At 64.8% G+C, this 24189-nt stretch carries 17 protein-coding genes; 14 read left to right on the forward strand and 3 right to left on the reverse strand.

Going from position 1 to position 24189, the window contains the following annotated elements:
- The first annotated feature begins 63 nt into the window (after positions 1-63).
- The 9 genes from FBZ90_RS09250 to FBZ90_RS09290 all read left to right on the forward strand — a co-directional run bounded on the left by FBZ90_RS09250 (position 64) and on the right by FBZ90_RS09290 (position 10165).
- Entirely contained in the window at positions 64-2301 is a 2238-nt protein-coding gene (locus tag FBZ90_RS09250) for a TonB-dependent receptor (protein ID WP_246130243.1), read from the forward strand.
- Between the two features lie 37 nt (positions 2302-2338).
- Positions 2339-3019 carry a Fe2+-dependent dioxygenase gene (locus FBZ90_RS09255; RefSeq protein WP_145731320.1) on the forward strand — a complete coding sequence of 227 codons (681 nt, stop codon included), beginning with the start codon at positions 2339-2341 and terminating at the stop codon, positions 3017-3019.
- Between the two features lie 4 nt (positions 3020-3023).
- The gene (locus FBZ90_RS09260) at positions 3024-4274 is read left to right on the forward strand and encodes a PepSY-associated TM helix domain-containing protein (RefSeq protein ID WP_145731322.1); all 1251 of its coding nucleotides are present in this window, start codon (positions 3024-3026) and stop codon (positions 4272-4274) included.
- A 68-nt stretch (positions 4275-4342) separates the two neighbouring features.
- Positions 4343-5191 (forward strand): tonB-system energizer ExbB, encoded by an 849-nt coding sequence (gene exbB / locus FBZ90_RS09265; protein WP_246130244.1) that lies wholly within the window; start codon positions 4343-4345, stop codon positions 5189-5191.
- Between the two features lie 3 nt (positions 5192-5194).
- Positions 5195-5620 carry a TonB system transport protein ExbD gene (gene exbD, locus FBZ90_RS09270; protein WP_145731326.1) on the forward strand — a complete coding sequence of 142 codons (426 nt, stop codon included), beginning with the start codon at positions 5195-5197 and terminating at the stop codon, positions 5618-5620.
- Between the two features lie 3 nt (positions 5621-5623).
- Positions 5624-6394: an energy transducer TonB gene (locus FBZ90_RS28640; protein WP_145731328.1), complete on the forward strand. Its 771-nt coding sequence runs from the start codon at positions 5624-5626 to the stop codon at positions 6392-6394.
- Between the two features lie 227 nt (positions 6395-6621).
- Positions 6622-7395: an FCD domain-containing protein gene (locus FBZ90_RS09280; protein ID WP_145731331.1), complete on the forward strand. Its 774-nt coding sequence runs from the start codon at positions 6622-6624 to the stop codon at positions 7393-7395.
- A gap of 92 nt (positions 7396-7487) precedes the next feature.
- Positions 7488-9515, forward strand: a complete 2028-nt coding sequence (locus FBZ90_RS09285; protein WP_145731334.1) for an AAA-like domain-containing protein — start codon at positions 7488-7490, stop codon at positions 9513-9515.
- An 80-nt stretch (positions 9516-9595) separates the two neighbouring features.
- A complete protein-coding gene (locus FBZ90_RS09290) occupies positions 9596-10165 on the forward strand; it encodes a histidine phosphatase family protein (protein WP_145731337.1) in 570 nt (189 codons plus the stop codon).
- Positions 10166-10266: 101 nt separating this feature from the next.
- Here the strand turns inward: FBZ90_RS09290 and FBZ90_RS09295 are convergent, their stop codons facing one another.
- Complete coding sequence (locus tag FBZ90_RS09295; RefSeq protein WP_145731340.1) at positions 10267-11523, reverse strand: hypothetical protein; 1257 nt, start codon at positions 11521-11523, stop codon at positions 10267-10269.
- A gap of 426 nt (positions 11524-11949) precedes the next feature.
- Positions 11950-13599, reverse strand: a complete 1650-nt coding sequence (locus tag FBZ90_RS09300; RefSeq protein WP_145731344.1) for a lactate permease LctP family transporter — start codon at positions 13597-13599, stop codon at positions 11950-11952.
- Positions 13600-14213: 614 nt separating this feature from the next.
- Here FBZ90_RS09300 and FBZ90_RS09305 point away from each other — a divergent pair.
- The 5 genes from FBZ90_RS09305 to FBZ90_RS09325 all read left to right on the forward strand — a co-directional run bounded on the left by FBZ90_RS09305 (position 14214) and on the right by FBZ90_RS09325 (position 22324).
- Positions 14214-14987, forward strand: a complete 774-nt coding sequence (locus tag FBZ90_RS09305) for a (Fe-S)-binding protein (protein WP_276509088.1) — start codon at positions 14214-14216, stop codon at positions 14985-14987.
- Complete coding sequence (locus FBZ90_RS09310; protein WP_145731348.1) at positions 14977-16452, forward strand: LutB/LldF family L-lactate oxidation iron-sulfur protein; 1476 nt, start codon at positions 14977-14979, stop codon at positions 16450-16452. The genes FBZ90_RS09305 and FBZ90_RS09310 overlap by 11 nt, the downstream gene beginning before the upstream one ends.
- Entirely contained in the window at positions 16449-17117 is a 669-nt protein-coding gene (locus FBZ90_RS09315) for a LutC/YkgG family protein (RefSeq protein ID WP_145731351.1), read from the forward strand. Before FBZ90_RS09310 ends, FBZ90_RS09315 begins: the two co-directional genes overlap by 4 nt.
- A 6-nt stretch (positions 17118-17123) precedes the next feature.
- A complete protein-coding gene (locus FBZ90_RS09320; RefSeq protein ID WP_145731353.1) occupies positions 17124-19964 on the forward strand; it encodes an FAD-binding and (Fe-S)-binding domain-containing protein in 2841 nt (946 codons plus the stop codon).
- A 164-nt stretch (positions 19965-20128) separates the two neighbouring features.
- The gene (locus FBZ90_RS09325; RefSeq protein WP_145731356.1) at positions 20129-22324 is read left to right on the forward strand and encodes a malate synthase G; all 2196 of its coding nucleotides are present in this window, start codon (positions 20129-20131) and stop codon (positions 22322-22324) included.
- A 94-nt stretch (positions 22325-22418) separates the two neighbouring features.
- Here FBZ90_RS09325 and FBZ90_RS09330 read toward each other — a convergent pair whose 3' ends face one another.
- The gene (locus FBZ90_RS09330; RefSeq protein ID WP_186455689.1) at positions 22419-23903 is read right to left on the reverse strand and encodes an ATP-dependent nuclease; all 1485 of its coding nucleotides are present in this window, start codon (positions 23901-23903) and stop codon (positions 22419-22421) included.
- Positions 23904-24189 lie beyond the last annotated feature (286 nt).

Consider the following 24189-nt stretch of genomic DNA (forward strand, 5'->3'; position numbering starts at 1 on the left):
GGGGCCCCGAAACGGGTGCCGCGCGGGAGCCAATCATAAGCGTGGCATAAGGTGGGGACCGTAATGTCGAGCAAGCGTACCATCATCATCGCCAGCCGGGCCAAGGCGCCCCGCACGCTGGCGCGCACCGCCCTGGGCCTGGCCAGCGTCGGCCTGGCGGGCGGCACCCTTCTTTCGCTGGACGCGCAGGCGCAGACCGCCGCCGCCACCCAGGCGTCCCAGGCCACCCCGGCGCAACAGCAGCAGGGCGGCACCGTCCAGTTGCCCACCCTGTCGGTGCAGGACCAGGACGCCGCCGCGGCGCCGGATTACCGCACGGAACGGTCGGCCAACGTGAAGCTGACGGAAAAGCTGCTGGATACCCCGCAGTCGGTCAGCGTCATCTCCAGCCAGGAGATGAAGGACCAGGGCGTCACCACCCTGCGCGACGCCCTGCGCAACGTCGCCGGCATCAGCCTGGCGGCCGGTGAAGGCGGCGCCCAGGGCGACAGCCTAACCCTGCGCGGCTTCAGCGCCCGGTCCGACATCTTCCTGGACGGCCTGCGCGATTTCGGCAGCTATTACCGCGACAGCTTCAACTACCAGTCGGCCGAGGTGCTGAAGGGCCCGGACAGCGCCATGTTCGGCCGCGGTTCCACCGGCGGCACCATCAACCAGGTGAGCAAGACGCCCACGCTGGAGGCCATCACCGCCGGCACCGCCACCCTGGGCACCGACGGCATGAAGCGCCTGACGGCCGACGTGGACCGGGCGCTGGACGCCACCACGGCCGTGCGCATGAACGCCATGGGCACCAGCAGCTTCGTCACCGGCCGCGACGGCGCCAAGAACGAGCGCTATGGCTTCGCCCCCTCCGTCGCCTTCGGCATCGGCACGCCCACCCGGGTGACCATCAGCTATCTGCACCAGTCCGAGAACGACCGGCCGGACTATGGCATCCCCTTCCTGCTGGGCAAGCCGGCGCCGGTGGACTATCGCACCTATTACGGTTTCCAGAGCGATTACCTGAAGACCGACGCCAATGTCGTGACCGCCGACGTGCAGCACGACCTGACGTCCGGCATCACTCTGGAAAACCAGTTCCGCTACGGCAATTACTACCGCAACGTCCGCATCACCGAGCCGCAGCTGGTGAACGCCAACGTGACGCCGGCAACGGTCGGCCCGCTGTCGGGCGTGGCCATCAAGCGCAACGCCATCACGGCGCGCAGCGTGGAAACCACCCTCGACGACCAGGCCACGGCCTCGGCCCGGTTCAGCACCGGCTTCCTGGAGCACCACCTGGTGGCGGGCGTCGAGCTGTCGCGCGAGACGTCGGACCCGACGCGCACCGCGTGGAGCGGCGTGCCCACCACCACCCTGCTGAACCCGAACGAGTACCAGGCCTTCGCCGGCACGGGCGCCATCTCGTCCCGGGTCAGCACCACGGTGGACACGGTGGCGGTGTTCGCCGTCGACACCATGAAGTTCAACGAGCAATGGTCCCTGGTCGGCGGCATCCGCTACGACCACCTGGACACGGACTACAAGCAGACCGTGGCCCCGGCCGCCGCCTTCTCCCGCACCGACAGCCTGCCGTCCGGCCGCGCCGCCCTGGTGTTCAAGCCCACGCCGGAAAGCAGCGTCTACGCCAGCTTCGGCACCTCGTTCAACCCGTCGGCCGAGCAGCTGTCGCTGTCCGCCGCCACGGCCAACCTGGACCCGGAAAGCAACAAGACCTATGAGGTCGGCGGCAAGGTCGACCTGCTGCATGACGCGCTGAGCGTCCGCGCCGCCCTGTTCCAGACGGAAAAGGACAACGCCCGCGTCACCGCCCCCAACAACTCCACCCTGAACGTGCTGGGCGGCGACCAGAAGGTGAAGGGTGCCGAGATCGAGGTGACCGGCCGCATCACCGACGCCTGGCAGATCAGCAGCAGCTACGCCTACATGGACGGCCGGGTCATCAAGTCGACCACGTACAGCCAGGTGGGCCGCGCCCTGGCCAACGTGCCGCACCACACCTTCAACCTGTGGACCACCTACCAGCTGACCCATGACCTGCAGATCGGCGGCGGCGCCAACGCCGTGTCGCAGCGCGTCGGCAGCTCCAGCCCGGTGGCGGCCACCAACCTGATCAACACCGTGCCCGGCTATTGGACCTTCAGCGCCATGGCCAAGTACGACATCACGGAAAAGATCAGCATCCAGGCCAACATCACCAACCTGCTGGACCGGGACTACATCGACCAGATCCACCCCGCCCACCTGATCCCGGGCGAGGGCCGGACGGCGCAGTTCACCCTGAACGTCGCTTTCTGATCAACCTCTTAGCTCAAGAACCCTTCAAGGCGGCACCATGCTTCTTCATATCCCCGGCGTCCTGACTGTGGAGCAAGTGGCCTGGTGCCGCCGGCAGATGGAAACCGCCGACTGGGTGGACGGCCGCGTGACGGCCGGCCACCAGTCGGCCATGACCAAGAACAACGCCCAGATCCCGGCCGAGCATCCGGCGGCCCGGGCCATGGGCGACATGATCCTGGCGGCGCTGGAAAAGAACGCCCTGTTCCTGTCGGCGGCCCTGCCGCTGAAGGTGTTCCCGCCGCTGTTCAACCGCTATGCCGGCGGCCAGTCCTTCGGCATCCATGTGGACAACGCCATCCGCCAAATCCCCGGCACGCCGCACCGCGTGCGCACCGACCTGTCCGCCACCCTGTTCCTGGCCGATCCCGAGGAGTACGACGGCGGGGAGCTGCTGGTGGAGGACACCTATGGTGAGCATGAGGTGAAGCTGCCCGCCGGGGACATGGTGCTGTACCCATCCACCAGCCTGCACCGGGTCGCCCCGGTGACACGGGGCGCCCGCATCGCCTCGTTCTTCTGGATGCAGAGCATGGTGCGCGACGATGGCGAACGCACCCTGCTGTTCGACCTGGACACGACCATCCAGGATCTGAACCGCGACGCCGCCGGCCAGCCGGCGGTGGTGCGCCTGACCGGCATCTATCACAACCTGCTGCGCCGCTGGGCGGAGGCCTGACGCCATGATGAGGACGCTGCGTTTCCTGCACCTGTGGGTGGGCCTGATCCTGGGCCTGCCCCTTTTGGCTTTGGGGCTATCGGGCACCGTGCTGGTGCTGGAGCCTGAATTGCGCGGCCTGTTCACCCCGTCGCCGACGGCCGCCGCCGACACCGGCGCCGCCGCGCACAGCGTGGCCGAGGTGGTCGCCGCCGCAACGGCCGCGGCCCCGCCGGGCGCCAAGCCGGCCAACTACGCCGCCCCCACCGAACCGGGCGGCACTGCCACCGTGCGCTTCCAGGCCCCCCGCCGCGCGCCCCCGGGCGACGCCGGCGCGCGGCCCGCCGGTGAGGCGCGCGGCCCCTCCCCGGGCGGTCCCGGCGGTGCACAGCGGGGACCGCAAGGCCCCGGCGGCGGCATGCCGGGCATCAGCGTCCACATCGACCCCGTCACCCTGGCCGTGGTGCGCACCCCCGGCCTGGACGCCACCATCGGCTGGTTCCACCGCCTGCACGGCAACCTGCTGATCCAGGACCGCAGCGGCCGCGACCTGGTGGGCTATCTGGGCATCGTCATGTCGGCGCTGGGCATCACCGGCCTGGTGCTGTGGTGGCCCCGGCCGGGCCAGTGGCGCCAGGCCTTCATCGTGCGCAAGGCGGCCAAGGGCGCCCGCTTCCACCGCGAGTTGCACGGCGCCGCGGGCATCTGGGGGCTGGTGGTCTTCCTGGTGGTCAGCGTCACCGGCGTGGCCATCGCCTTCCCCCAGACCATCGCCGCCGGCGTGGGATCGGCGCTGCCCATGGCGGCGCAGACCCAGGGCTTCGCCGTGCCCAAGGTCACGCCGCTGGAGGGTGGGGAGCCCGCCGGCGTGGATGAGGCCGTGGCCATCGCCCTGGCGGCTTCTCCCCGCCCCGGCCTGGCGCTGCGCGCCGCCAGCCTGCCGCAAAGCCCGGACCAGGCCATCCGCGTGGTGCTGGCCCCACACGGCGGCGCCATGACCAGCGCCATCACCCTGATGGTCGACCCCTGGGCCCGTCAGGTGGTGGAGGTGCGCGACCCGTCCGCTCAGCCCGCCGGCAACAAGGTCACCGGCTGGATGCGCCCCCTGCACGAGGGGGAGGGGCTGGGCCCGGTCTACCGCGTCCTGGTGGCGCTGAGCGGGCTGCTGCCCCTGCTGTTCGCCATCACCGGCACCTCCATGTGGTGGATCAAGCGGCAGAACCGCAAGGCCGGCGCGGCCCGGGCCGCCGCCATCCTGCAGTCCGCCGCGGAATGAGCATGACCAACCGACACGCGACACGCGCGGCCAGGGGCGCCGCGTCATTGACAAGGGGCACGATCATCATGGCAAACACCTTGCTGAAGCGGATGGCCGCCGGGCTGAAGCGGACGGCCGCCGGCCTGACAGCGGGCCTAGGCATCCTCGGCGGCGCCACGGGCGCCAGCGCACAGGACGGGGCCGCCCGCGTGGCGGCGGCGGTGCCGCATGACCTGTCGGCCATGGGCATGTTCATGAACGCCGACGGCGTGGTGAAGGCCGTCATCCTGGGCCTACTGGCCGCGTCCGTCGTCACCTGGACCATCCTGCTGGCCAAGGGCCTGGAGCTGCGCGCCGCGCGCGGCCGCCTGCAAGGCTCGCTGGACAAGCTAGACGATGCCGTCAGCCTGGACGTGGCGGCCAGCCAGTTGACCGGCGCCGGCGACACCCTGGCCCTAGCCTTCGCCCGCGCGGCGACGGCGGAGCGCGCGCTGTCCGACGGCCTGCCGGCCGAAGGCGTGAAGGAGCGCGTGATCCTGCGGATGGAACGGCTGGAGGCCAAGGCCCGCCGCGCCATCGTGCGCGGCACCGGCATCCTGGCCACCATCGGCGCCACCGCGCCCTTCGTGGGCCTGTTCGGCACGGTGTGGGGCATCATGAACAGCTTCATCGGCATTTCGAAGACCCAGACCACCAGCCTGGCGGTGGTGGCCCCCGGCATCGCCGAGGCGCTGCTGGCCACGGCCACCGGCCTGGTGGCGGCCATCCCGGCGGTGGTGGTCTACAACGTCTTCGCCCGCAAGGTGGATGGGTACCGCGTGCTGCTGGCCGACGTGTCGGCGGGCGTGCTGCGCCTGGTCAGCCGCGATCTGGACCGGGAACAGGCCGGCGTCCAGAACGCCCTGCCCCGCGTCCGCAGCCGCGCGGCGGAGTGAGCCATGGCCGCCCGTCTGTCCCACGGCGGCGATGAGCTGGCCGAAACCCACGAGATCAACGTCACGCCCTTCATCGACGTGATGCTGGTGCTGCTGATCATCTTCATGGTGGCCGCCCCGCTGGCCACGGTGGACGTGCCGGTGGACCTGCCCTCCTCCAACGCGCCGCCCCGGCCGCATCCGGAAAAGCCGGTGACCCTGACCATCCGCGCCGACCTGACCCTGGCGCTGGATGGCGGCGACGTCACGCGCGAGGCCCTGGGCGCCGCCCTGGACCAGGCCACCGGCGGCGACAAGGAGGAGCGCATCACCCTCAGCGCCGACCGCGCCGTATCCTATGGCGACCTGACGGCGGTGATGAACAGCCTGCGCAGCGCCGGATACCTGAAGGTGTCGCTGGTCGGCCTGGATGGCGGCGGGGCGCCCTGAGCCATGGCGATGGCGCCCCCCTATCCCGACAAAGTGGCCCCCGAACCCCTGGCCCCCCATGACCCAGTGGAGACGGACCGGGCGGTGACGGACCCGGCCAGCGGCAACCGCCGCCTGGTCTGGGGCGGCAGCCTGGCCGTGGTGCTGGCCGCCCACGCCCTGGCCCTGCCCTGGCTGATGGCCCGGTCGACGCAGGAGGTGCCGCCCCCGCCGCCGGCGATGCAGATCGACCTGCCGCCGCCGCCGGCCCCGCCCCCACCGGAACCGCCCAAGCCAGAACCGCCCAAGCCCGAGCCGCCGAAGCCGGCGCCCCCCAAGCCGACACCGCCCAAGCCGGTGGCGGTGAAGCCCATCGCCCTGCCGCCGACGCCGCCCCAGCCCCAGCCCGCTGAGGTTGCGACGCCGCAACCCGAGCCGCCGCCCAGCACGGCGGTGCAGACCGCCGCGCCGCCGGCCCCGCCGGCGCCCCCCGCACCGCCCTCCAAAGGGCCGGATACGTATGAGGGCCGGGTGATGGCGCAGCTCTACCGCTTCAGGCGCTATCCGGCGCAGGCGCGCCAGCGCCACCAGACGGGCACCGCCCTGCTGCGCTTCACCATCGACCGCTCCGGCCACGTGCTGGCCGCGTCGCTGGAGCGCAGCGCCGGCGCCCCCCTGCTGGATGAGGAGACGCTGGCCCTGGTGCGCCGCGCCGATCCCCTGCCCCCCATGCCTGACGACCGCCCGGGGGCCACCCTGGAACTGGTGGTGCCGGTGGAGTTCTCGCTGAACTGACGCGCACGGCGCCGGCGTTCCGCCGCCGGACGGACTCCCCATAAAACACAAGCGGTTGAATCGGCACGGCCGCCCCGCCCCAACCAGGGGCGGCGGCGGCGTCATTTCCGTTGCGCGCCGCCGGGGCGCTGGTCAATTATTTTGACCGGAGAGCCCGCCGCCGGCCGGCGGGCGCCGGAGGACCATGGCGGACGGGGCCATGGCAGATGGGACCAGGCATACGGGACATGAAAGACAGCATCCGCCCAGCCAAGCTGGCCGACACCATCGCCGAGCATCTGGAACAGTTGATCGTGGAGGGCAGCCTGCGCCCCGGTGAGAAGCTGCTGCCCGAGCGGGAACTGGCCGTGCGCTTCAACGTCTCCCGCCCCTCCCTGCGCGAGGCGCTGGAGAAACTGGAACAGCGCGGGCTGCTGCAAAGCGGCCGGGGCGGCGCCACCTTCGTCGCCCCCCTGCTGGGCCCCACCTTCACCGAGCCGCTGCACGCCGTGCTGGCCGCCCGGCCCGAAACCACCCTGGATTACCTGGAGTTCCGCACGGAGGTGGAGGGGGCCGCCGCCTACTACGCCGCCCTGCGCGCCACCGACGTGGACCGCGCCCAGATCCAGAGCCGCTTCGAGGCCATGGAGGCCGCCCACGGCCAGGATGTCGCGAAGGAGGAGGCGGACGCCGACGCCGATTTCCACCTGGCGGTCTACGAGGCCACCCACAACGTCGTCATCCTGCACATTATGCGCGCCCTGTCCGAGATGCTGCGCCAGGACGTCTTCTTCAACCGCGCCAAGCTGTACCAGCGCACAGGCGTGCGCCAACTGCTGCTGAGCCAGCACCGCGCCCTCTATGAGGCCATCATGAAGGGCGACCCGGCCTCGGCCCGCGCGGCGGCGGAGGCGCACATCAACTTTATCCGTGACGCATTGGTTGAAATTTCTCGGGCGGATGCTAGGCTGGAAGCGTCGCTGAGGAGAATTGCGGGGGGAGACATTGTGTCGGAGAAGTAAATCCAGCGTAAAATTATTGCTATTGGTAAATAATAGCATAAATAATATTTATACACCAAAGGCACTGCCATTTATGGAGTTTATTAACAAAAATGATTAGAGAAAACGCGCAGAGCGCCTTTTTTAAAAGTCATGCTGACCAGCAAAAATTGGCGAACTCATTAGATGAAGGATTCGATATTACCTTTGGCGCTCCTCATGGAGATAAATATTTTTGGATTGCCGAGCCGAAGGAACATATGAATCAGAGATTTGGTCTTCAGCAGGAAGTTCTCATCTTATATTCCCCGCAGAATAAGTCAGATGCTAGAATATTGACGGCGATAGAGCAAATTTCACGCTCTCCTGACTTTAAACACAGAATTGATAAAGTTCTCTTTCTTCTTATTCATAATGGAGACCAGAATGACACCAATACGCTCACTGAGTCTGATTCAGATAGGGTGATTATTAACTTAACACCCCATGAAATTCTTGATCCTCATCGTGGGAGCTTTTTTTTAAGATCAAAAATATCGACTCGTTTTGGGAAAATAGACCTGTTCGGAATGTCTTCTCCGATTGGGAATGATCAATATTTTTTCGGAAGAGATACATTAGTTCAGGATATAATTCAGAATTGCACAGTGAAAAATCAAAGTGCTGGATTATTCGGCCTAAGAAAAACCGGAAAAACTTCCGTTCTTCAGGCTATATTGAGAAGATTAGAAGCTCAGGGCATATTGTGCGATTACATCGACTGCCAAAGCCCCGGAATACATGCAGCTCGGTGGTGGCAAGCATTACAAAATATTGTTGAAAGACTCAATTCGAAGCTCAGTGAACGCCACAAGAGATCAGCAAAATTAAATCTTGACTATAACCAGGCAAATTGCGGTACACGGTTTTCCTCGGATATTTCTATTATTCTCAAACAGAATCCCGGAACCATCGTATTACTTTTAGACGAAATAGAATGGATAACGCCACTTCTCAGTGGAAGACTAGGAAAACATTGGGACGAAGATTTTATTCCTTTCTGGCAGACGATACGCGCCGCACACCAAGAGCTGTCTGGGAGACTTACATTCGCTGTCGCAGGAGTGAATCCAGCGGCAGTTGAAAGTCCGTCTTTCCAAGGCATGCCTAACCCAATCTTTCAATTAGCGCAACCTAGATATTTAGCCCCATTTTCGACAGAAGATGTTAGAAAAATGCTTAGATTCTTTGGAAGATACTCGGGTGTTTCCTTCGACGAAAGTGCAATAAATTATTTAACCACGCAATTTGGCGGCCACCCTTTTTTGATCCGCTTGGCAGCAAGTGAAATATGGAGGAGAAATTATAAAAATGACCCACAAATGTTGACGAAGCTCCATAAAGAAAATTTCTCATCCCTTATTTCTGAAATTAATGACAGAATACACCAGCCAATTAAGGATATTTTACTGTCACTTGTTTGGTGGTACCCAGAGGAATACCAACTTCTTCAGATGATTGCCTCGGGAGAGGCGGAATTTGTAAAAGACTACTTGCAATATGAGCCTCAAAGCTTGGTGCGGTTTGCCAATTATGGGTTATTGCGCCCTGGCAGTAGTGACTTTGCAATTGACAACGTTAGACACTTCCTTCGGGTAGAAGGGGAGAAATATAAAAACGAAATTTCTCCATTTTCTCGTTCCGAAGTTTCTCCAGAACTTCTCCCAGAAGTTCCTGATTTGGAAGCGCTTGGGAAATTATTCGAAAAGCGCTGCGACCTAGAAATCTCACTGCGCCGAGCAATTATATTGTATTTAGGAATACACAATAAGTGGAATGAAATAAATATTTCAAAAGATATCTCAAGGGCACTTAAGCGACGCACTGATCGACCTGAACCTGATGCACTTTTTGTCGGGAGAAATGCCAAGGATGTCATGCAGGATTTATATACTTTAGATCTTAAGAATATCGTCATTGAGAACTGGAAGGTGATGGGCGCCCTTTTTGATGGGAACCGGCAAAGATTCGAAATGAATATGGATACTATTAATGTGGCCAGAAGACATGATGGACATACAAAGCCGGTGAAGACAGGAGAAATGGAGGATTTTATGAATAGCTATGAGTGGCTAATGCGGCATTTGGAAAAAGTTCCATGAAATACGGGCAATATCTTTTGCTCGATCATCTTTAAATATTTTTTGGGCGCTTGTAGGCATTCTCCAGCGAAGAGAGCACCATGAGCAAACTGACCCTCTACTTCATCCGCCACGCTGAAAAGCCCGAGGGCGAGTGGCCCGGTCCTGGCCTTACCCTGGACGGCAAGAAGGACAAGGAGTCCCTGGTCATCCGCGGGTGGCAGCGGGCGGGGGCCTGGGCGGCGCTGTTCGGGGCGGGGCTGGATGCGGGGGACTACGCCACGCCGCAGGCGGTCTATGCCGCCACGCCCGGTACGGTTGCGAACAAGGGGCCGAGCAAGCGGCCGTTCGAGACGGCCACCCCCCTGGCGGCGCGGCTGGGGCTGGCGGGGCCCAACACCACCTATGGCAAGGGGCAGGAGGCCGAGCTGGTCCAGGAGCTGCTGACCCTGTCCGGCGTGGTGCTGGTGTGCTGGGAGCATGAGGCCATCGTGCAGAGCATCATCCCGCTGCTGCCCCTGCGCCGGGGCAAGCCGCCCACTGTCTGGCCGGAGGACCGCTTCGACGTCGTGCTGCGCTTCAAGCGCAAGGAGGGCGGCAAGAGTGACGGCTTCGCCTTCAAGGAGATGTACCCCCGCCTGCTGGCCGGCGACAGCGACACGCCGCTGTGACGGCGGGCGCCCTTTGTGACAGGCGCCCTTTGGCCCGCGCCCGCCGGGGACAGGGCGGGTAGGCCCGGGGCGTCTTTCCCGCCCCGGGCCACCAGGGCCGATCAGCCGATCGCCTTGAAACCGATGAAGCCGTTCTGGGCGTCGAACAGATAGCTCCAGGCGTTCAGGGGGCAGCGCCCGACATTGACGCGGGGGAAGTTGTTGTTCTGCAACGGCTGCGCGGTGGCGGCGTGGTGCTCCGGCGCCGGCTTGGCGCCGGGGGGCAGCAACTCGGGCGAAAGGTTCCCGGAAAGCGGCGGCAGCTTGGTCGGCCCCTGGGGTTGCTGGATGGTGGAGGTGTAGGTCGGCGGGCCCATGTATAGGGTCGGCCCGGTGGGTCCCGCCTCCCCCGCCGTCGGCGCCACGCCCACCGTCCAGCTATAGCTGATACCATCGTCCGACGTGGCCCCCGGGGGGAAGGTGACCGTCAGCGTGGTCTTGGGCGCGAAAAACCATTGGCCGGCGCCGGCGTTGTATTGGCCCAGGGCGGTCGGCGGCAGCGGGTTGCCGGTCGTGTCGGCGAAGTCATAGGGCATGGCGATCAACACCTGGTTGATGCCGGTGTCCAACTCGAAACACAGCGGATAGGAGGGGGCGGGCGTGTCCTGCCCCGGCGCGGTGATCTGCAGGGTGACGGGCGGCACCGTCCAGCACGCCGTGTCCTGCGGCTGCCCATCCTTGCTGGCAGGGTTGGAGGGGAAGGGCGGGGTGAACTTCACATCGTTGGTCTGCGTCGGCAACGGGGGCGGCGACACCATGGTCAGGGAGGAGCCGACATACCCCTTCATGTTGGAAGTCGTCGTCCCCAGCAGCACGCGTTCGCGGAAAAGCGTATAGCCCGGGTCCAGGGGAACCGTCTCACAGTATGGGGCCGACATCGACGCCTGGAGGAACACGTTGAAGGCCGGGTTCTCCCCCTTGGCGGAAACCCCCATCATGCCGACCGACCCAGGGCACACCAGCACCATGGCATGGGACTGGATGGTGACGGCGATCGGCGGGTTTGAGGAATCCGTGCCGGCGAAGCACACGGGCATATAATACCATTTGCCCGTATGGGAAATGGTGCTGGGATAATAATGCATCGTATAAACGCCGAAGCACGGATACTTCTTATCCAGCTCCTCATAGCCGATCAGGCCGAAGTTCTCCAGTCCAGCCACAATACCGGATGACCCGGTGTCCACCTGGAAATTCGTGTTATTGCAGATGGTGTCCCCGTCACCGATGGTCGGCGTCACATGGATGCCGCTTTTGTTAAAATCGTCCATCTTGACTATATTGTGGATGACGGCGGGTGTTTTAAGCGGGCTTTTCATTTCGATTCCCCTTTCCCTGATAAGTGGCATGACAACGGGTTGCGGCGTCACGGGGACGGCGCGCTGAAAACCGGATGCAGGGGGCCGGGCCAACGGCCCGATCCTGTTGAATGGCAATGGCGATGGTGCCGGCGCAAACCGGTCCGGGCGTTCCGGAGGCGTCGCGATAATGGGTGGTTATATACACCCTTCACGGGATAAAGTATTTAGCATTTGCTATTTATCACAATAGATCAGAATAGGGCGCCGCCGGTGGGGAACCGGCAAAAACAAATGAAATCTGCGATTTTGGAAATGGCGAGGGGACGCCCCGGGGCCAGGATCGCCCCTCCCCATGCTGGCGCCGGTACCGCATAAGAAAGGCCCCGGCGCGCACCCGCCGGGGCCTTTCAAACCGTGAACCGCTGACGGCGATGCCGTCGCGGCTTACTGCGGGATCATGCCGGTGAAGACATAGGCCTGCAGCAGGGTGATGATGCCGACGATGCAGACGAAGAAGATGCTGTGCTTCAGGGTGAAGCGCAGCAGGTTGGCCTCCCGCCCCACCAGGCCCACGGCGGCGCAGGCCACCGCGATGCTTTGCGGGGAGATCATCTTGCCGGTGACGCCGCCGCTGCTGTTGGCGGCAACCAGCAGCAGGTCGGACACGCCGATCTGCTGCGCTGTCGTGGCCTGCAGGGCGCCGAACAGGGCGTTGCTCGACGTGTCGGACCCGGTGAGGAACACGCCCAGCCAGCCCAGGATGGGGGAGAAGAAGGGGAAGCCCTTGCCCGCCTCCGCCAGCAGGAGCGCCAGGGTGGCGGACAGGCCGGAATAGTTGGCGATGTAGGCGAAGGCCAGGACGGAGCCGATGGTGTACATGGGCCATTTCAGCTCCACCACCGTTTCGCCGAAGGTGGCCAGCGCCCGGCCGGGGCCGTAGCGCAGCACGATCATGCTGAGCAGGGCGGAAACCAGGATGGCGGTGCCGGTGGCGGCCACCAGGTCCAGCTTGTACTGCGCGGCGTAGGGGGTGGCCTTGGCGACGATGGGCGCCACCTTGGTCACCATGTTGTGCAGGCTGGGCACGTCCAGCAGAAACACCGTGTCCACCAGGGCGCCGCCCTTGGCGAACAGGGCCTTGAACGGCTTCAGGCTCCAGACCGTCACGACGGCGGTGAGGATGAGGAAGGGCGACCAGGCCTTGACCACCTGGCCGGCGGTGTAGGCGTGGGCGCCCCGCTCCACTGCCGTTTCCTGGTCCTTGAAGCGGAACACGGTCTTGGGCTTCCAGAACTTCAGGAACACGGTCAGGCAGACCAGGCTGATGAGGGCGGAGATGATGTCCGGCAGTTCCGCCCCGATGTGGTTGGAGGTGAAGTACTGCCCCACGGCGAAGCTGACGCCCGTCACCAGGATGGCGGGCCAGGTTTCCTTCACGCCCTTGAACCCGTCCATGATGAAGACCAGCCAGAAGGGCACGAACACCGACAGGGCCGGCAACTGCCGCCCGGTCATGGCCGCCACCTTGTAGACGTCCAGGCCGGACACCTGGGCGCCGACGATGATGGGCGTGCCCATGGCGCCGAAGGCCACGGGGGCGGTGTTGGCGATGAGGCAGAGGCCGGCGGCGTACAGCGGGTTGAAGCCCAGCCCGGCCAGGATGGCGGCGGTGATGGCCACCGGGGCGCCAAAGCCGGCCGCCCCCTCCAGGAAGGCACCGAAGGCGAAGCCCACCATCAGCATCTGCAGGCGCTGGTCCTCGGTGATGGAGATGACGCTGGCGCGGATGACGTCGAACTGCCCCGTCTTCACCGTGATCTTGTACAGGAAGACGGCGGCCACGATGATCCAGGCGATGGGCCACAGGCCGTAGAAAAAGCCGTAGACCACGGCGGCGATGGCCGATGAGGCCGGCATGCCATAGGCCGCGATGGCGATCACCAGGGCGATCAGCACGGTCAGCGTGCCGGCGACATAGCCCTTCAGCCGCAGCACCGCCAGCGCCACCAAGAAGAAAACGATGGGCAGCACCGCGACCAGCGCGGACACCACCATGTTCCCGAACGGGTCATAGACCTGGACCCAAGGCTGCATAGCCTTCCCCCCTGTTGTTTGTCTAAGCGGCCGGCCGCCCGGGTGGGGCGGCGCGCCGCATGGGCACGACCGGGCGGGCATGGGGCGGACCGTCAGGGCCGGGGGTGGCATCATCCCGTGCCGGTACGTCCCCGCCCCGCTCATGGACGGTGATGGCCCGGCACGGGCGCCCCGGCGCCCAGGATCGCAAGCCGCCGGCGCCCGCCGGCTTCCTCACATCTTCCTCAGGCGCTCTTGTCTTCAGGCGTGCCCTGCATCGGGCGGGTTCACCCGGACCGATGCCTCCGTGGTCAAATTACTGTACCATGGATGTCATGATGGATAACCCGTGCGGCGGGCGCCGCGCAAACGGAAAAGTGGTGGGCGCCCGCGCCTCGCCAAATGCGCGAAATCGACCCAGGAAATGAGGCGCTTGAATGGTTTGGCCCACCACGCATGAGGGCGCACGGGGCACCGGCGGGCGGCCTGACGGGGCCAGCGGGAATGCGCCGCCCTGCTGGTAAAATGATTTGACCAAACATGACGCCTGGTAAAATATGACGCCGACAATTTCCCCGGCACCCGGCCCGCACACCGGAACGCGCCAGGGGCGAAACCCCGGGAGGGATGGCCTTTTGACCGCCGCCACGCCACCGACCGTCACAGCGCCGGCCAAGCCGGACACGGTCTATTTCTTCGGCACCTGCCTGGTGGACATGCTGTATCCGGAGGCCGGGCTGGCCGGCATGGATCTGCTGCGCCATGCCGGCGTGCGCGTCATCTTCCCCGAGGGGCAGAGCTGCTGCGGCCAGCCGGCGCGCAACTCCGGCTATATGGAGGAGGCACGCGCGGTGGCGCGGGCGCAGCTGGACGCCTTCCCCGGCGACATCCCCATCGTCGTGCCCTCCGGCTCCTGCGCCGGCATGATGAAGACCCACTACCCCCATCTGTTCGAGGGCGACCCCGACCAGCCGCGCGCCATCGCCTTCGCCGCCCGCGTGCATGAGCTGACCGCCTTCCTGGTCAACGTCCTGGGTGTGACGCTGGAGGACAAGGGCGCGCCGGTCACCGTCACCTGGCACCCCTCCTGCCACTCCCTGCGTGAGATGGGCGTGGTGGAGGAGCCCAAGGCCCTGCTGCGCCAGTTGGCCAACGTCACCCTGGTGGAAAACAAGAGGGAGCGGGAGTGCTGCGGCTTCGGCGGCACCTTCGCCGTACGCCAGGCGGCCGTGTCCACCGCCATGGTGTCGGACAAGCTGGCCAGCGTGCGCGAGACGGGCGCCGGCACCCTGCTGTCGGGCGACTGCGGCTGCCTGATGAACATCGGCGGCCATGCCGAGAAGGTGGGCGACGGCACCCGCTGCCGCCACATCGCCGAATTCCTGATGGAGCGCTGTCATGGCGGCTGATGGCGGACACCACCCGGAACACGCCCCTCGGTTCGCTGAGCGCGCGCCGGACGCGCTGAACAACCCGCAACTGCGCCGCAACTTCCGCCGGGCCATGGACGGCCTGATGGCCAAGCGCGCCGCCCAGTTCCCCGACCCCGCCTATTGGGCGGAGCTGCGGGCGCGCGGGGCGGCGGTGAAGGCCCGCGCCCTGGCCAAGCTGCCGGACCTGCTGGAACGCCTCGAAACCAACCTGACCGCCAACGGCGTCCAGGTGCATTGGGCGGAGACGACGGAGGAGGCCAACGCCATCGTCCTGGGCATCCTGCAGCAGGCGGGCGCCCGCACCGTCATCAAGGGCAAGTCCATGGTGTCGGAGGAGATGCACCTGAACGCCCATCTGGAGCGGCACGGCATCACGGCGGTGGAATCCGACCTGGGCGAATACATCATCCAACTGGCGGGGGAGACGCCGTCCCACATCGTCATGCCCTGCATCCACAAGAACAAGGCCGAGATTTCGGACCTGTTCGCGGAGAAGATCCCGGACCAGCCGCGCACCGACGACGTGGATGAGCTCACCGCCGCCGCCCGCCGTGTGCTGCGTGAGCGTTTCGCCAACGCCGACGCCGGCATTTCCGGCGTCAATTTCGCGGTGGCGGAGACGGGCACCCTGGTGCTGATCGAGAATGAGGGCAACGGCCGCCTGTCCACCACCCTGCCGCCGCTGCACATCGCCGTGACCGGCATCGAGAAGGTGGTGGAGTTCCTGGACGACGTCCCGCCCCTGCTGGCCCTGCTGACCCGATCCGCCACCGGCCAGCCCATCACCACCTATGTCAACATGATCAGCGGCCCCCGGAAAGCCGGGGAGAAGGACGGCCCCACCGCCGTGCATCTGGTGCTGCTGGATGCCGGGCGCAGCCGCGTCTACCAGGATGTGGAGCTGGCGGACACGCTGCGCTGCATCCGCTGTGCGGCCTGCATGAACCATTGCCCGGTCTACACCCGCGTCGGCGGCCACACCTACAACGCCATCTACCCCGGCCCCATCGGCAAGATCCTGACGCCGCAGCTGCAGGGCCTGGACGCCGCCGGCGACCAGCCCCACGCCTCCACCCTGTGCAACGCCTGCGCCGAGGTCTGCCCGGTCAAGATCCCCATCCCCGACCTGCTGGTGCGCCTGCGCCGGGAGGCGGTGCGGCCGACCGAGACGCCAGCCACGCACCTTCCCGTGGTGAAAGATGGCGGGGCGGAGCGGTCGTGGAAGGAAAGCCTGGTCTGGGCCGGCTGGCGCCTGGTCTATACCCGGCCGCTGCTGTACCGCATGGTGACCCGCGCCCTGGCCTGGGGCGGCAACTGGGTGCCGGCCAGCGCCCCATTGATGCGCGACTGGACCAAGGCGCGGGCGAGGCCCCGCTTCAAGCCCCGCACCCTGCACGACCTGGCGCGGGAGCGCGGCTACCTGAACGAGGTGCCGAAATGAGCACCGCCTCAAACACGGCAAGGGCCAATATCCTGGGCCGCCTGAAGGCTGCCCCCGGCCGGCCGGGCCCCGACCTGCCGCCCTGGACGCCGCCCACCTACGCGGACAAGCTGGCCCGCTTCCGCCAGATGGCGGAGGCCAACCACGCCGAGATCCATGATGTCACCGCGTCCAACTGGCCGCAGCGGCTGGCCACCCTCCTGAACAACCGCGGCCTGCGCAATCTCATGATCGCGCCCGGCACGCCCCGGGGCGACGCGCTGGTGCAGGCGGCGGCCCAGGGCGTACCGCTGCCGCCGCTGGTGCCCTATGACCAGTCGGTGGAGGCGCTGAAGGACGCGCTGGTGCACCAGGTGGATGCCGGCCTGACCGGCACGCGCGGCGCCATCGCCGAGACGGGCACCCTGATCCTGTGGCCCACGGCGCAGGAGCCGCGCCTGCTGTCGCTGCTGCCGCCCCTGCACATCGCCGTGCTGGAGGAGGACACGCTGCACGACACGCTGGCGGCGGCGGTGCGGGACCAGGGCTGGGCGGCGGCGGGCATGCCCACCAATGCCCTGTTGATTTCCGGGCCGTCCAAGACCTCCGATATTGAGCAGACGCTGGCCTACGGGGTCCATGGCCCCAAGGAACTGATCATCCTGTTGGTGAAAAAAGGGGAGTGAGCGGCCATGCCAGACAGCATCGTGAACCCAGCCGTCATGCCTGATTACGACGCCCTGCGGGCCGAGCTGGCGGGCGTGGTGCCGGCGGACCGGCTGATCACCGACCCGCTGCGCCGCCTGGCCTATGGCACGGACGCCAGCTTCTACCGCCTGGTCCCTAAGCTGGTGGTGCGGGTGGACAGCGAGGGGGAGGTGAGCCAGGTGCTGGCCGCCTGCCGCCGGCACAACACCCCCGTCACCTTCCGCGCCGCCGGCACCTCCCTCTCCGGCCAGGCCATCACCGACAGCCTGCTGATGGTGCTGGGCGACGGCTGGCACCGCTCCGTCATCAACGACGACGGCAGCGTCATCAAGGTGCAGCCCGGCATCATCGGGGCGGAGGTCAACCGCCGCCTGGCGCCCTATGGCCGCAAGATCGGGCCGGACCCCGCCTCCATCGAGAGCTGCAAGATCGGCGGCATCGCCGCCAACAACTCCTCGGGCATGTGCTGCGGCACGCACGAGAACACCTACAAGACCATGCTGTCGCTGCGCTTCATGCTGGCGGACGGCACCCTGGTCGACACCGGCGATCCGGCCAGCGTGGCGTCCTTCCGCGTCAGCCATGCCGACCTCTTGGCCACGCTGGACGCCATGGGCCAGAGGGTGCGGGGGGATGAGGCGCTGGCCAACCGCATCCGGCGCAAGTTCGCCATCAAGAACACCACCGGCTACAGTCTGAACGCCCTGGTGGATTACCAGGACCCGGTCGACATCCTGGCCCACCTGCTGATCGGGTCGGAGGGGACGCTGGGCTTCATCGCGGAGGTCACCTACCGCACCGTGCCGGAACTGGCGGACAAGGCCAGCGCCCTGCTGCTGTTCCCCGACATCGTCGAGGCCGGGCGCGCCGCCTGCCTGCTGAACGGCGGGCCGGTGGCGGCGGTGGAGCTGATGGACCGCGCCAGCCTGCGCAGCGCCAAGGGCCAGCCGGGATTGCCGCCCGAGATCGACGGCATGGGGGAGGACGTCGCCTCCCTGCTGGTGGAAACCCGCGCCGTCAGCCCAGAGGCCTTGCAGGAGAACATCGCCGCCATCGGGCGGTTGCTGGGCGGTGTCACCCTGCTGCAGCCGCCGGCCTTCACCACCGACCCGGCGGAATACGCCAAGCTGTGGAAGATCCGGAAGGGCCTGATCCCCACCATCGGCGCCATGCGCCAGACCGGCACCAGCGTCATCATCGAGGACGTGGCCTTCCGCATCGAGGACCTGGCCGACGCCTGCCGCGACATGCGGGTGCTGTTCGACAAGCACGGCTATCCCGACGCCATCCTCATGGGCCACGCCCTGGCCGGCAATTTGCACTTCGTCTTCGCCCAGGATTTCAGCACCGACGCGGAGATCGAGCGGCACGCCCGCTTCATGGATGAGTTGGTCCATATCGTGGTGGAGAAGTACGACGGCTCGCTGAAGGCGGAACACGGCACCGGCCGCAACATGGCCCCCTTCGTCGAGCTGGAATGGGGCCAGGCGGCCACGGCGCTGATGTGGGAGATCAAGCGCCTGCTGGACCCGGGCAACCTGCTGAACCCCGGCGTGCTGCTGAACACCAACCCGCGCCTGCACCTGGAGAACCTGAAGCCCCTGCCCCCGGCGCACACCATCGTCGACACCTGCATGGAATGCGGCTTTTGTGAGAAGATGTGCCCGTCCCACGGCATGACGCTAAGCCCGCGCCAGCGCATCACCGGCCTGCGGGAGATCGCGCGCCTCACGGCCCTGGGGGACCCGGCGACGGAGCTGCGGGATCTCTACGACCATCACGCCATCGACACCTGTGCCGCCTGCGGCCTGTGCGCCACCGCCTGCCCCGTGGGCATCGAGACCGGGCAGTTGACCAAGGCCCTGCGCGCCCGCCGCCACGGGAAAACCGCCCGCACCGTGGCCGGGGTGATGGCCCGCCATTTCGGCATGGTGCTGGCCGGCATGCGCGGCGCCCTGAACCTGGCGGCCTTCGCCGGACAAGCGGTGGGGCCGAGGAAGGTGGCCAGCCTGGCCGCCCATGCCCGCAAGCTGTCGGGCGACCGCCTGCCCCATGTCGGCCCCAACCTGCCGGAGGGGGCCAGCACGGCCTGGCTGAAGGACGTGCCGCCCTCCACCGCTGTGGGCGAGCCGGTGGTCTACCTCGCCGCCTGCGCCGGCCGCACCTTTGGCCCGGCGGTGGAGGATGGGGAGAGCGACCCCTTGCCCGCCGTCACCCTGCGCGTGCTGGAGCGCGCGGGCTTCCGCGCCATCGTGCCGGACAACCTGCCCAACCTGTGCTGCGGCCTGGCCTTCGAGTCCGAAGGCATGACCGAGGCGGCGGACGCCAAGGCGGCGGAGATGGAGGCGGCGCTGAAGGCCGCCAGCGACAATGGCCGCATCCCCATCGTCATGGACGCCAGCGCCTGCACCCAGCGCATGAAGACCTGGCTGGCCGGCCGCCTTCCAGTGAAGGATCTGGTGGAGTTCCTGGCGCAGGACGCCCTGCCCCGCCTGACGCCCACGCCACAGGCGGAGCCGGTGCTGCTGCACCTCAACTGTGCGGCCCGCAAGATGGGCATAGACCCGCAGGCGGCGGCCGTGGCCAAGGCCTGCGCCACCCAGGTGGTGGTGCCGGAGCGGGTGGGCTGCTGCGGTTTCGCCGGCGACAAGGGCTTTCATGAGCCGGAGCTGAACGACCACGCCCTGCGCTTCCTGGCACCCCAGGTGCCGACGGGCTGCGTCGCCGGCTATTCCAGCAACCGAACCTGTGAGATCGGCCTGGCCGACCATGCCGGCGTGCCCTATCGCCATCTGGTCTACCTGGTCGACCGGGCCACGCGCTGACGGGCCTATTCCCGACCAGACCTTACAGGCCCCATACGCGCCGTTGACGGCGCCCGCCGCTGCCCCTACCCATATCGGGCGTCGGCAACACAGTGCGTCACAAATCCACGCGCGGGCCGGTCAACGGCCGCGCATGATACGAGAGAACTCAGGGGAGATTGACCATGACGGCACGGGTTACGGCCGGGCATCTTCAGGTGGCGCAGGAACTGTTCGACTTTGTGGAGAACGAGGTCCTGCCCGGCACCGGATTGTCGGTGGAAACGTTCTGGCAGGGGGTGGACACCCTGGCGCATGAGCTGACGCCGGTGAACCGCGACCTGCTGGCCAAGCGCGACGCGATCCAGCAGCAGATCGATGAGTGGCATCGCGGCCAGAAGGGCCGGCCCTTCGACGGCGCCGCCTACCGCGCCTTCCTGTCGGCCATCGGCTATATCCAGCCCGAGGGGCCGGACTTCAGCGTCAGCACCGCCAATGTGGATGCGGAGATCGCCACCATCGCCGGCCCGCAGCTGGTGGTGCCGGTGATGAACGCCCGCTATGCCCTGAACGCCGCCAACGCCCGCTGGGGCAGCCTGTACGATGCCCTCTACGGCACCGACGCCCTGCCCGAGGAGGATGGGGCGGAGCGTGGCCGCGGCTACAACCCCATCCGCGGCGCCAAGGTCATCGCCTTCGGCCGCACCTTCCTGGACCAGTCCTTCCCCCTGGCCCAGGGTTCCCACCGCGACGCCACCGGCTACGCCATCGTGGACGGCGCCCTGGCCGTGACGCTGGAGGGCGGGGCCACCACCGGCCTGGCCGACCCCAGCCGCCTGTCCGGCTGGCAGGGCGACGCCGCCGCCCCGGTTGTGATCCTGCTGTGCCGCCACGGCCTGCATGCCGAGATCCACATCGACGCCGGCCACCGCATCGGGCGCGAGGACAAGGCCCACGTGGCCGACATCGTGCTGGAATCCGCCATCACCGCCATCATGGATTGCGAGGATTCGGTGGCCGCCGTGGACGCCGCCGACAAGGTGCTGGCCTACCGCAACTGGCTGGGCCTGATGAACGGCACCCTGACCGCCCAGTTCGAGAAGGGCGGCCAGACGGTGGACCGCCACCTGAACCCGGACCGCGTCTACACCGCCCCGGGGGGCAAGACCCTGACCCTGCCGGGCCGCAGCCTGATGCTGGTGCGTAACGTCGGCCACCTGATGACCTCGGACGCCGTGCTGCTGGCCGACGGCAGCAACATCCCCGAGGGCATCCTGGATGCCATCATGACCAGCACCATCGCCCTGCATGACCTGCGGCGCGACGGCGTGGGCGACACCCCGGCCGTGCGCAACAGCCGCGCCGGCAGCGTCTATATCGTGAAGCCCAAGATGCACGGGCCGGAGGAGGTGGCGTTCGCCAACCGCCTGTTCGGCGCGGTGGAGCAGATGCTGGGCCTGGCGCCCAACACCCTGAAGATGGGCATCATGGATGAGGAGCGGCGCACCACCGTCAACCTCAAGGAATGCATCCGCGCCGCCCAGCACCGGGTGGTGTTCATCAACACCGGCTTCCTGGACCGCACCGGCGACGAGATCCACACCTCGATGGAAGCCGGCCCCATGGTGCGCAAGAACGACATCAAGGGCACGGCCTGGATCAAGGCGTATGAGGACTGGAACGTCGACACCGGCCTGGCCTGCGGCCTGAAGGGCCGGGCGCAAATCGGCAAGGGCATGTGGGCCATGCCCGACCGGATGGCGGACATGCTGGCCACCAAGATCGCCCACCCCCAGGCCGGCGCCAACACCGCCTGGGTGCCCTCCCCCACCGCCGCCACCCTGCACGCCCTGCACTACCACACCGTGGACGTGGCCGCCCGCCAGGCCGTGCTGGCCGGCCACCGCCGCGCCAAGCTGGAGGACATCCTCACCCCCCCGCTGGCGAACGGCGCCAATTGGTCGGAGGAGGAAATCCAGCAGGAACTGGACAACAACGCCCAGGGCATCCTGGGCTATGTCGTCCGCTGGGTGGACCAGGGTGTCGGCTGCTCCAAGGTGCCGGACATCAACAACATCGGCCTGATGGAAGACCGCGCCACCCTGCGCATCAGCAGCCAGCACATCGCCAACTGGCTGCACCACGGCATCTGCACCAAGGAACAGGTGCGGGCGACCCTGGAGCGCATGGCCGCCGTGGTCGACCAGCAGAACGCCGGCGACCCCGCCTACACCCCCATGGCCCCGCACTTCGGCCACAGCATCGCCTTCCAGGCCGCCTGCGACCTGGTGTTCGACGGGGTGCGCCAGCCCAACGGCTACACCGAACCGGTGCTGCACCGCCGCCGGGCGGAGGCCAAGGCGCGGCAGGCGGGGGCGTAGGCGCGGGGGCTGGGTTTGGAGTGAGGGTTGAGAAGGGGCGGGACCGTGGGGGCGCCCCTTCTCCTATTTTATTCAGGGCGCGAGCAAACAGAAATTACGTAACAGAAGGCGCCTCAATTCCCAAACGCATCCGAATTGCGTTCACTTTTGGACGAAGTATGTCCGAGTTTTTTTCAACATAAATCGATATTAATCCCCTTCTCATAATAATCTCGGAAATGAATCCAAGTTTTTCGCCAAGCTTAGAAAAATATAAATGAGGATCAGTTGTGTCAATTTTGACAGCTTTAATTGTCGAGATAATTATATCTTGCTTCACTGAGGGGCATTGGCATCGCTGCTGCACAAGCGCAGACATTTCTTCCGCATTGTCATGGACAAATCCAAATACAATCGAATCTGGTGTTCCATCGGGCAATTCAATTACCCCGTCATTTGGCTCCGCAAGAGGCGGATTGTCGCCGTCAATGACAGCAACCGCTGGCGCTTTAACGGTGGGATTTGCTTTATGATGCTTGAGGACTTCAATAACAAACGGATATCCACCCGCCTTATGCACCTGTACTTGGTCAAAAATGTCGCGTGCATACTGCCTTAACATTTCCTCTACGAGGTCTTTAGCGAAATCATCCTCTACAAAGATAACCGCATTTTTTGATACCGTGCCCGTAAGGGCACGAAGGCTTTCAATGGTCAACTTAACCTGATAAGCAGTCCCATCGATACACGCCCAGATAGCCTTTTGCGGCAGAACCTCTAACGCATATTCCGAGTGAGTCGTAAAAACAATTTGAGCCCTTTTACGCTTCGCAACATCTAATAAATATTCTACCATTTTGTGTGTTGCCAGAGGATGTAATCCATTTTCAATTTCCTCAACTAGTATGAGAGAATTATCGATTGCGTCTTCAATACGTGACACCATCTCTATAATAGACGCCTCACCTGCACCAAAATGAAATTGAGAGTAATCATTTTTCTGATGCATGCCTACGAGAATACTCTTAGATGGATCAGATTTAAGAGATACACGCTCATAATGTTTTGCGTCTTTCCCTAAAATTCGACTAACACATTGAATTATTGCCTCAGGAATGGGCGTCTTAACAATTTCTTTGTTTTGATTAATTCCGATGAACTGCTTGAATTTTGTCTGTTCGTTAGCTGGAACCGTGCGCTGAATCGGAATCACAACCACATTGCGCTCGGCAACCGTGTCCCGTCTCCACTTCGCCGCAACGAAACGCGCATTCCGCTGTATCGGCCCAGTTTTACTAGCTTTTCGATCGACAATTTCATATTCGATGCGCCAGTTCGCCATACTGGTGTCACCAATATTCGACTTTGGGAAGAAGTCACCAGGCCTTACGTCTTTGTAAGCAAGGGCAACCGCACCAAGTATAGTGGATTTTCCGCCACCGTTAGTACCTATTATTGCAGTTACTGGAAAATCAAAATTAATCTTTTGGTTCGTAAAGCTTCTAACGTTTACAAGCCTCAAGCTATGTAAATATTTATCATAAGAAAGCTTCTTTACTTTCTCTTCCAAGCTCTCAATATCACTATGCCGCACGTCCATTTTATGATTAACCTTCATGAGGAGGAAAAAATTGGCAAGTTTTCAACAACTTGCTGCGCAATTTGGACATCTAATAGTTAAATTATTTCATGGTTATGATCCAAGAGAGTTTGATCACTGCAGTTTGAATTATCGATCGTCGATAAATGTGACCTAGATTCGCGCTTAATTCAACTCCTGATAAAATCTATCAAAAGCACACAACTCCCCCAAACCTTGTCCCCCAGACAATCCCGCCCTTGCCCTGCCCGCCCGCCGCTCGTATCGAACCAGGAGCCCCTTGCCT

This window comes from Nitrospirillum pindoramense (genome assembly GCF_007827955.1).
Lineage (GTDB): Bacteria > Pseudomonadota > Alphaproteobacteria > Azospirillales > Azospirillaceae > Nitrospirillum > Nitrospirillum amazonense_B.

What these genes read in the sequence shown, in the direction of transcription:
- FBZ90_RS09290 (WP_145731337.1), top strand. Translation starts at nt 9,596, where the DNA reads ATGAGCAAACTGACCCTCTACTTCATCCGCCACGCTGAAAAGCCCGAG.
- exbB (WP_246130244.1), top strand. Translation starts at nt 4,343, where the DNA reads ATGGCAAACACCTTGCTGAAGCGGATGGCCGCCGGGCTGAAGCGGACG.
- FBZ90_RS09260 (WP_145731322.1), top strand. Translation starts at nt 3,024, where the DNA reads ATGATGAGGACGCTGCGTTTCCTGCACCTGTGGGTGGGCCTGATCCTG.
- FBZ90_RS09320 (WP_145731353.1), top strand. Translation starts at nt 17,124, where the DNA reads ATGCCAGACAGCATCGTGAACCCAGCCGTCATGCCTGATTACGACGCC.
- FBZ90_RS09325 (WP_145731356.1), top strand. Translation starts at nt 20,129, where the DNA reads ATGACGGCACGGGTTACGGCCGGGCATCTTCAGGTGGCGCAGGAACTG.
- FBZ90_RS09330 (WP_186455689.1), bottom strand. Translation starts at nt 23,903, where the DNA reads ATGGACGTGCGGCATAGTGATATTGAGAGCTTGGAAGAGAAAGTAAAG.
- FBZ90_RS09295 (WP_145731340.1), bottom strand. Translation starts at nt 11,523, where the DNA reads ATGAAAAGCCCGCTTAAAACACCCGCCGTCATCCACAATATAGTCAAG.
- FBZ90_RS09280 (WP_145731331.1), top strand. Translation starts at nt 6,622, where the DNA reads ATGAAAGACAGCATCCGCCCAGCCAAGCTGGCCGACACCATCGCCGAG.
- FBZ90_RS09250 (WP_246130243.1), top strand. Translation starts at nt 64, where the DNA reads ATGTCGAGCAAGCGTACCATCATCATCGCCAGCCGGGCCAAGGCGCCC.
- FBZ90_RS09255 (WP_145731320.1), top strand. Translation starts at nt 2,339, where the DNA reads ATGCTTCTTCATATCCCCGGCGTCCTGACTGTGGAGCAAGTGGCCTGG.
- FBZ90_RS09300 (WP_145731344.1), bottom strand. Translation starts at nt 13,599, where the DNA reads ATGCAGCCTTGGGTCCAGGTCTATGACCCGTTCGGGAACATGGTGGTG.
- FBZ90_RS09285 (WP_145731334.1), top strand. Translation starts at nt 7,488, where the DNA reads ATGATTAGAGAAAACGCGCAGAGCGCCTTTTTTAAAAGTCATGCTGAC.
- exbD (WP_145731326.1), top strand. Translation starts at nt 5,195, where the DNA reads ATGGCCGCCCGTCTGTCCCACGGCGGCGATGAGCTGGCCGAAACCCAC.
- FBZ90_RS28640 (WP_145731328.1), top strand. Translation starts at nt 5,624, where the DNA reads ATGGCGATGGCGCCCCCCTATCCCGACAAAGTGGCCCCCGAACCCCTG.
- FBZ90_RS09315 (WP_145731351.1), top strand. Translation starts at nt 16,449, where the DNA reads ATGAGCACCGCCTCAAACACGGCAAGGGCCAATATCCTGGGCCGCCTG.
- FBZ90_RS09310 (WP_145731348.1), top strand. Translation starts at nt 14,977, where the DNA reads ATGGCGGCTGATGGCGGACACCACCCGGAACACGCCCCTCGGTTCGCT.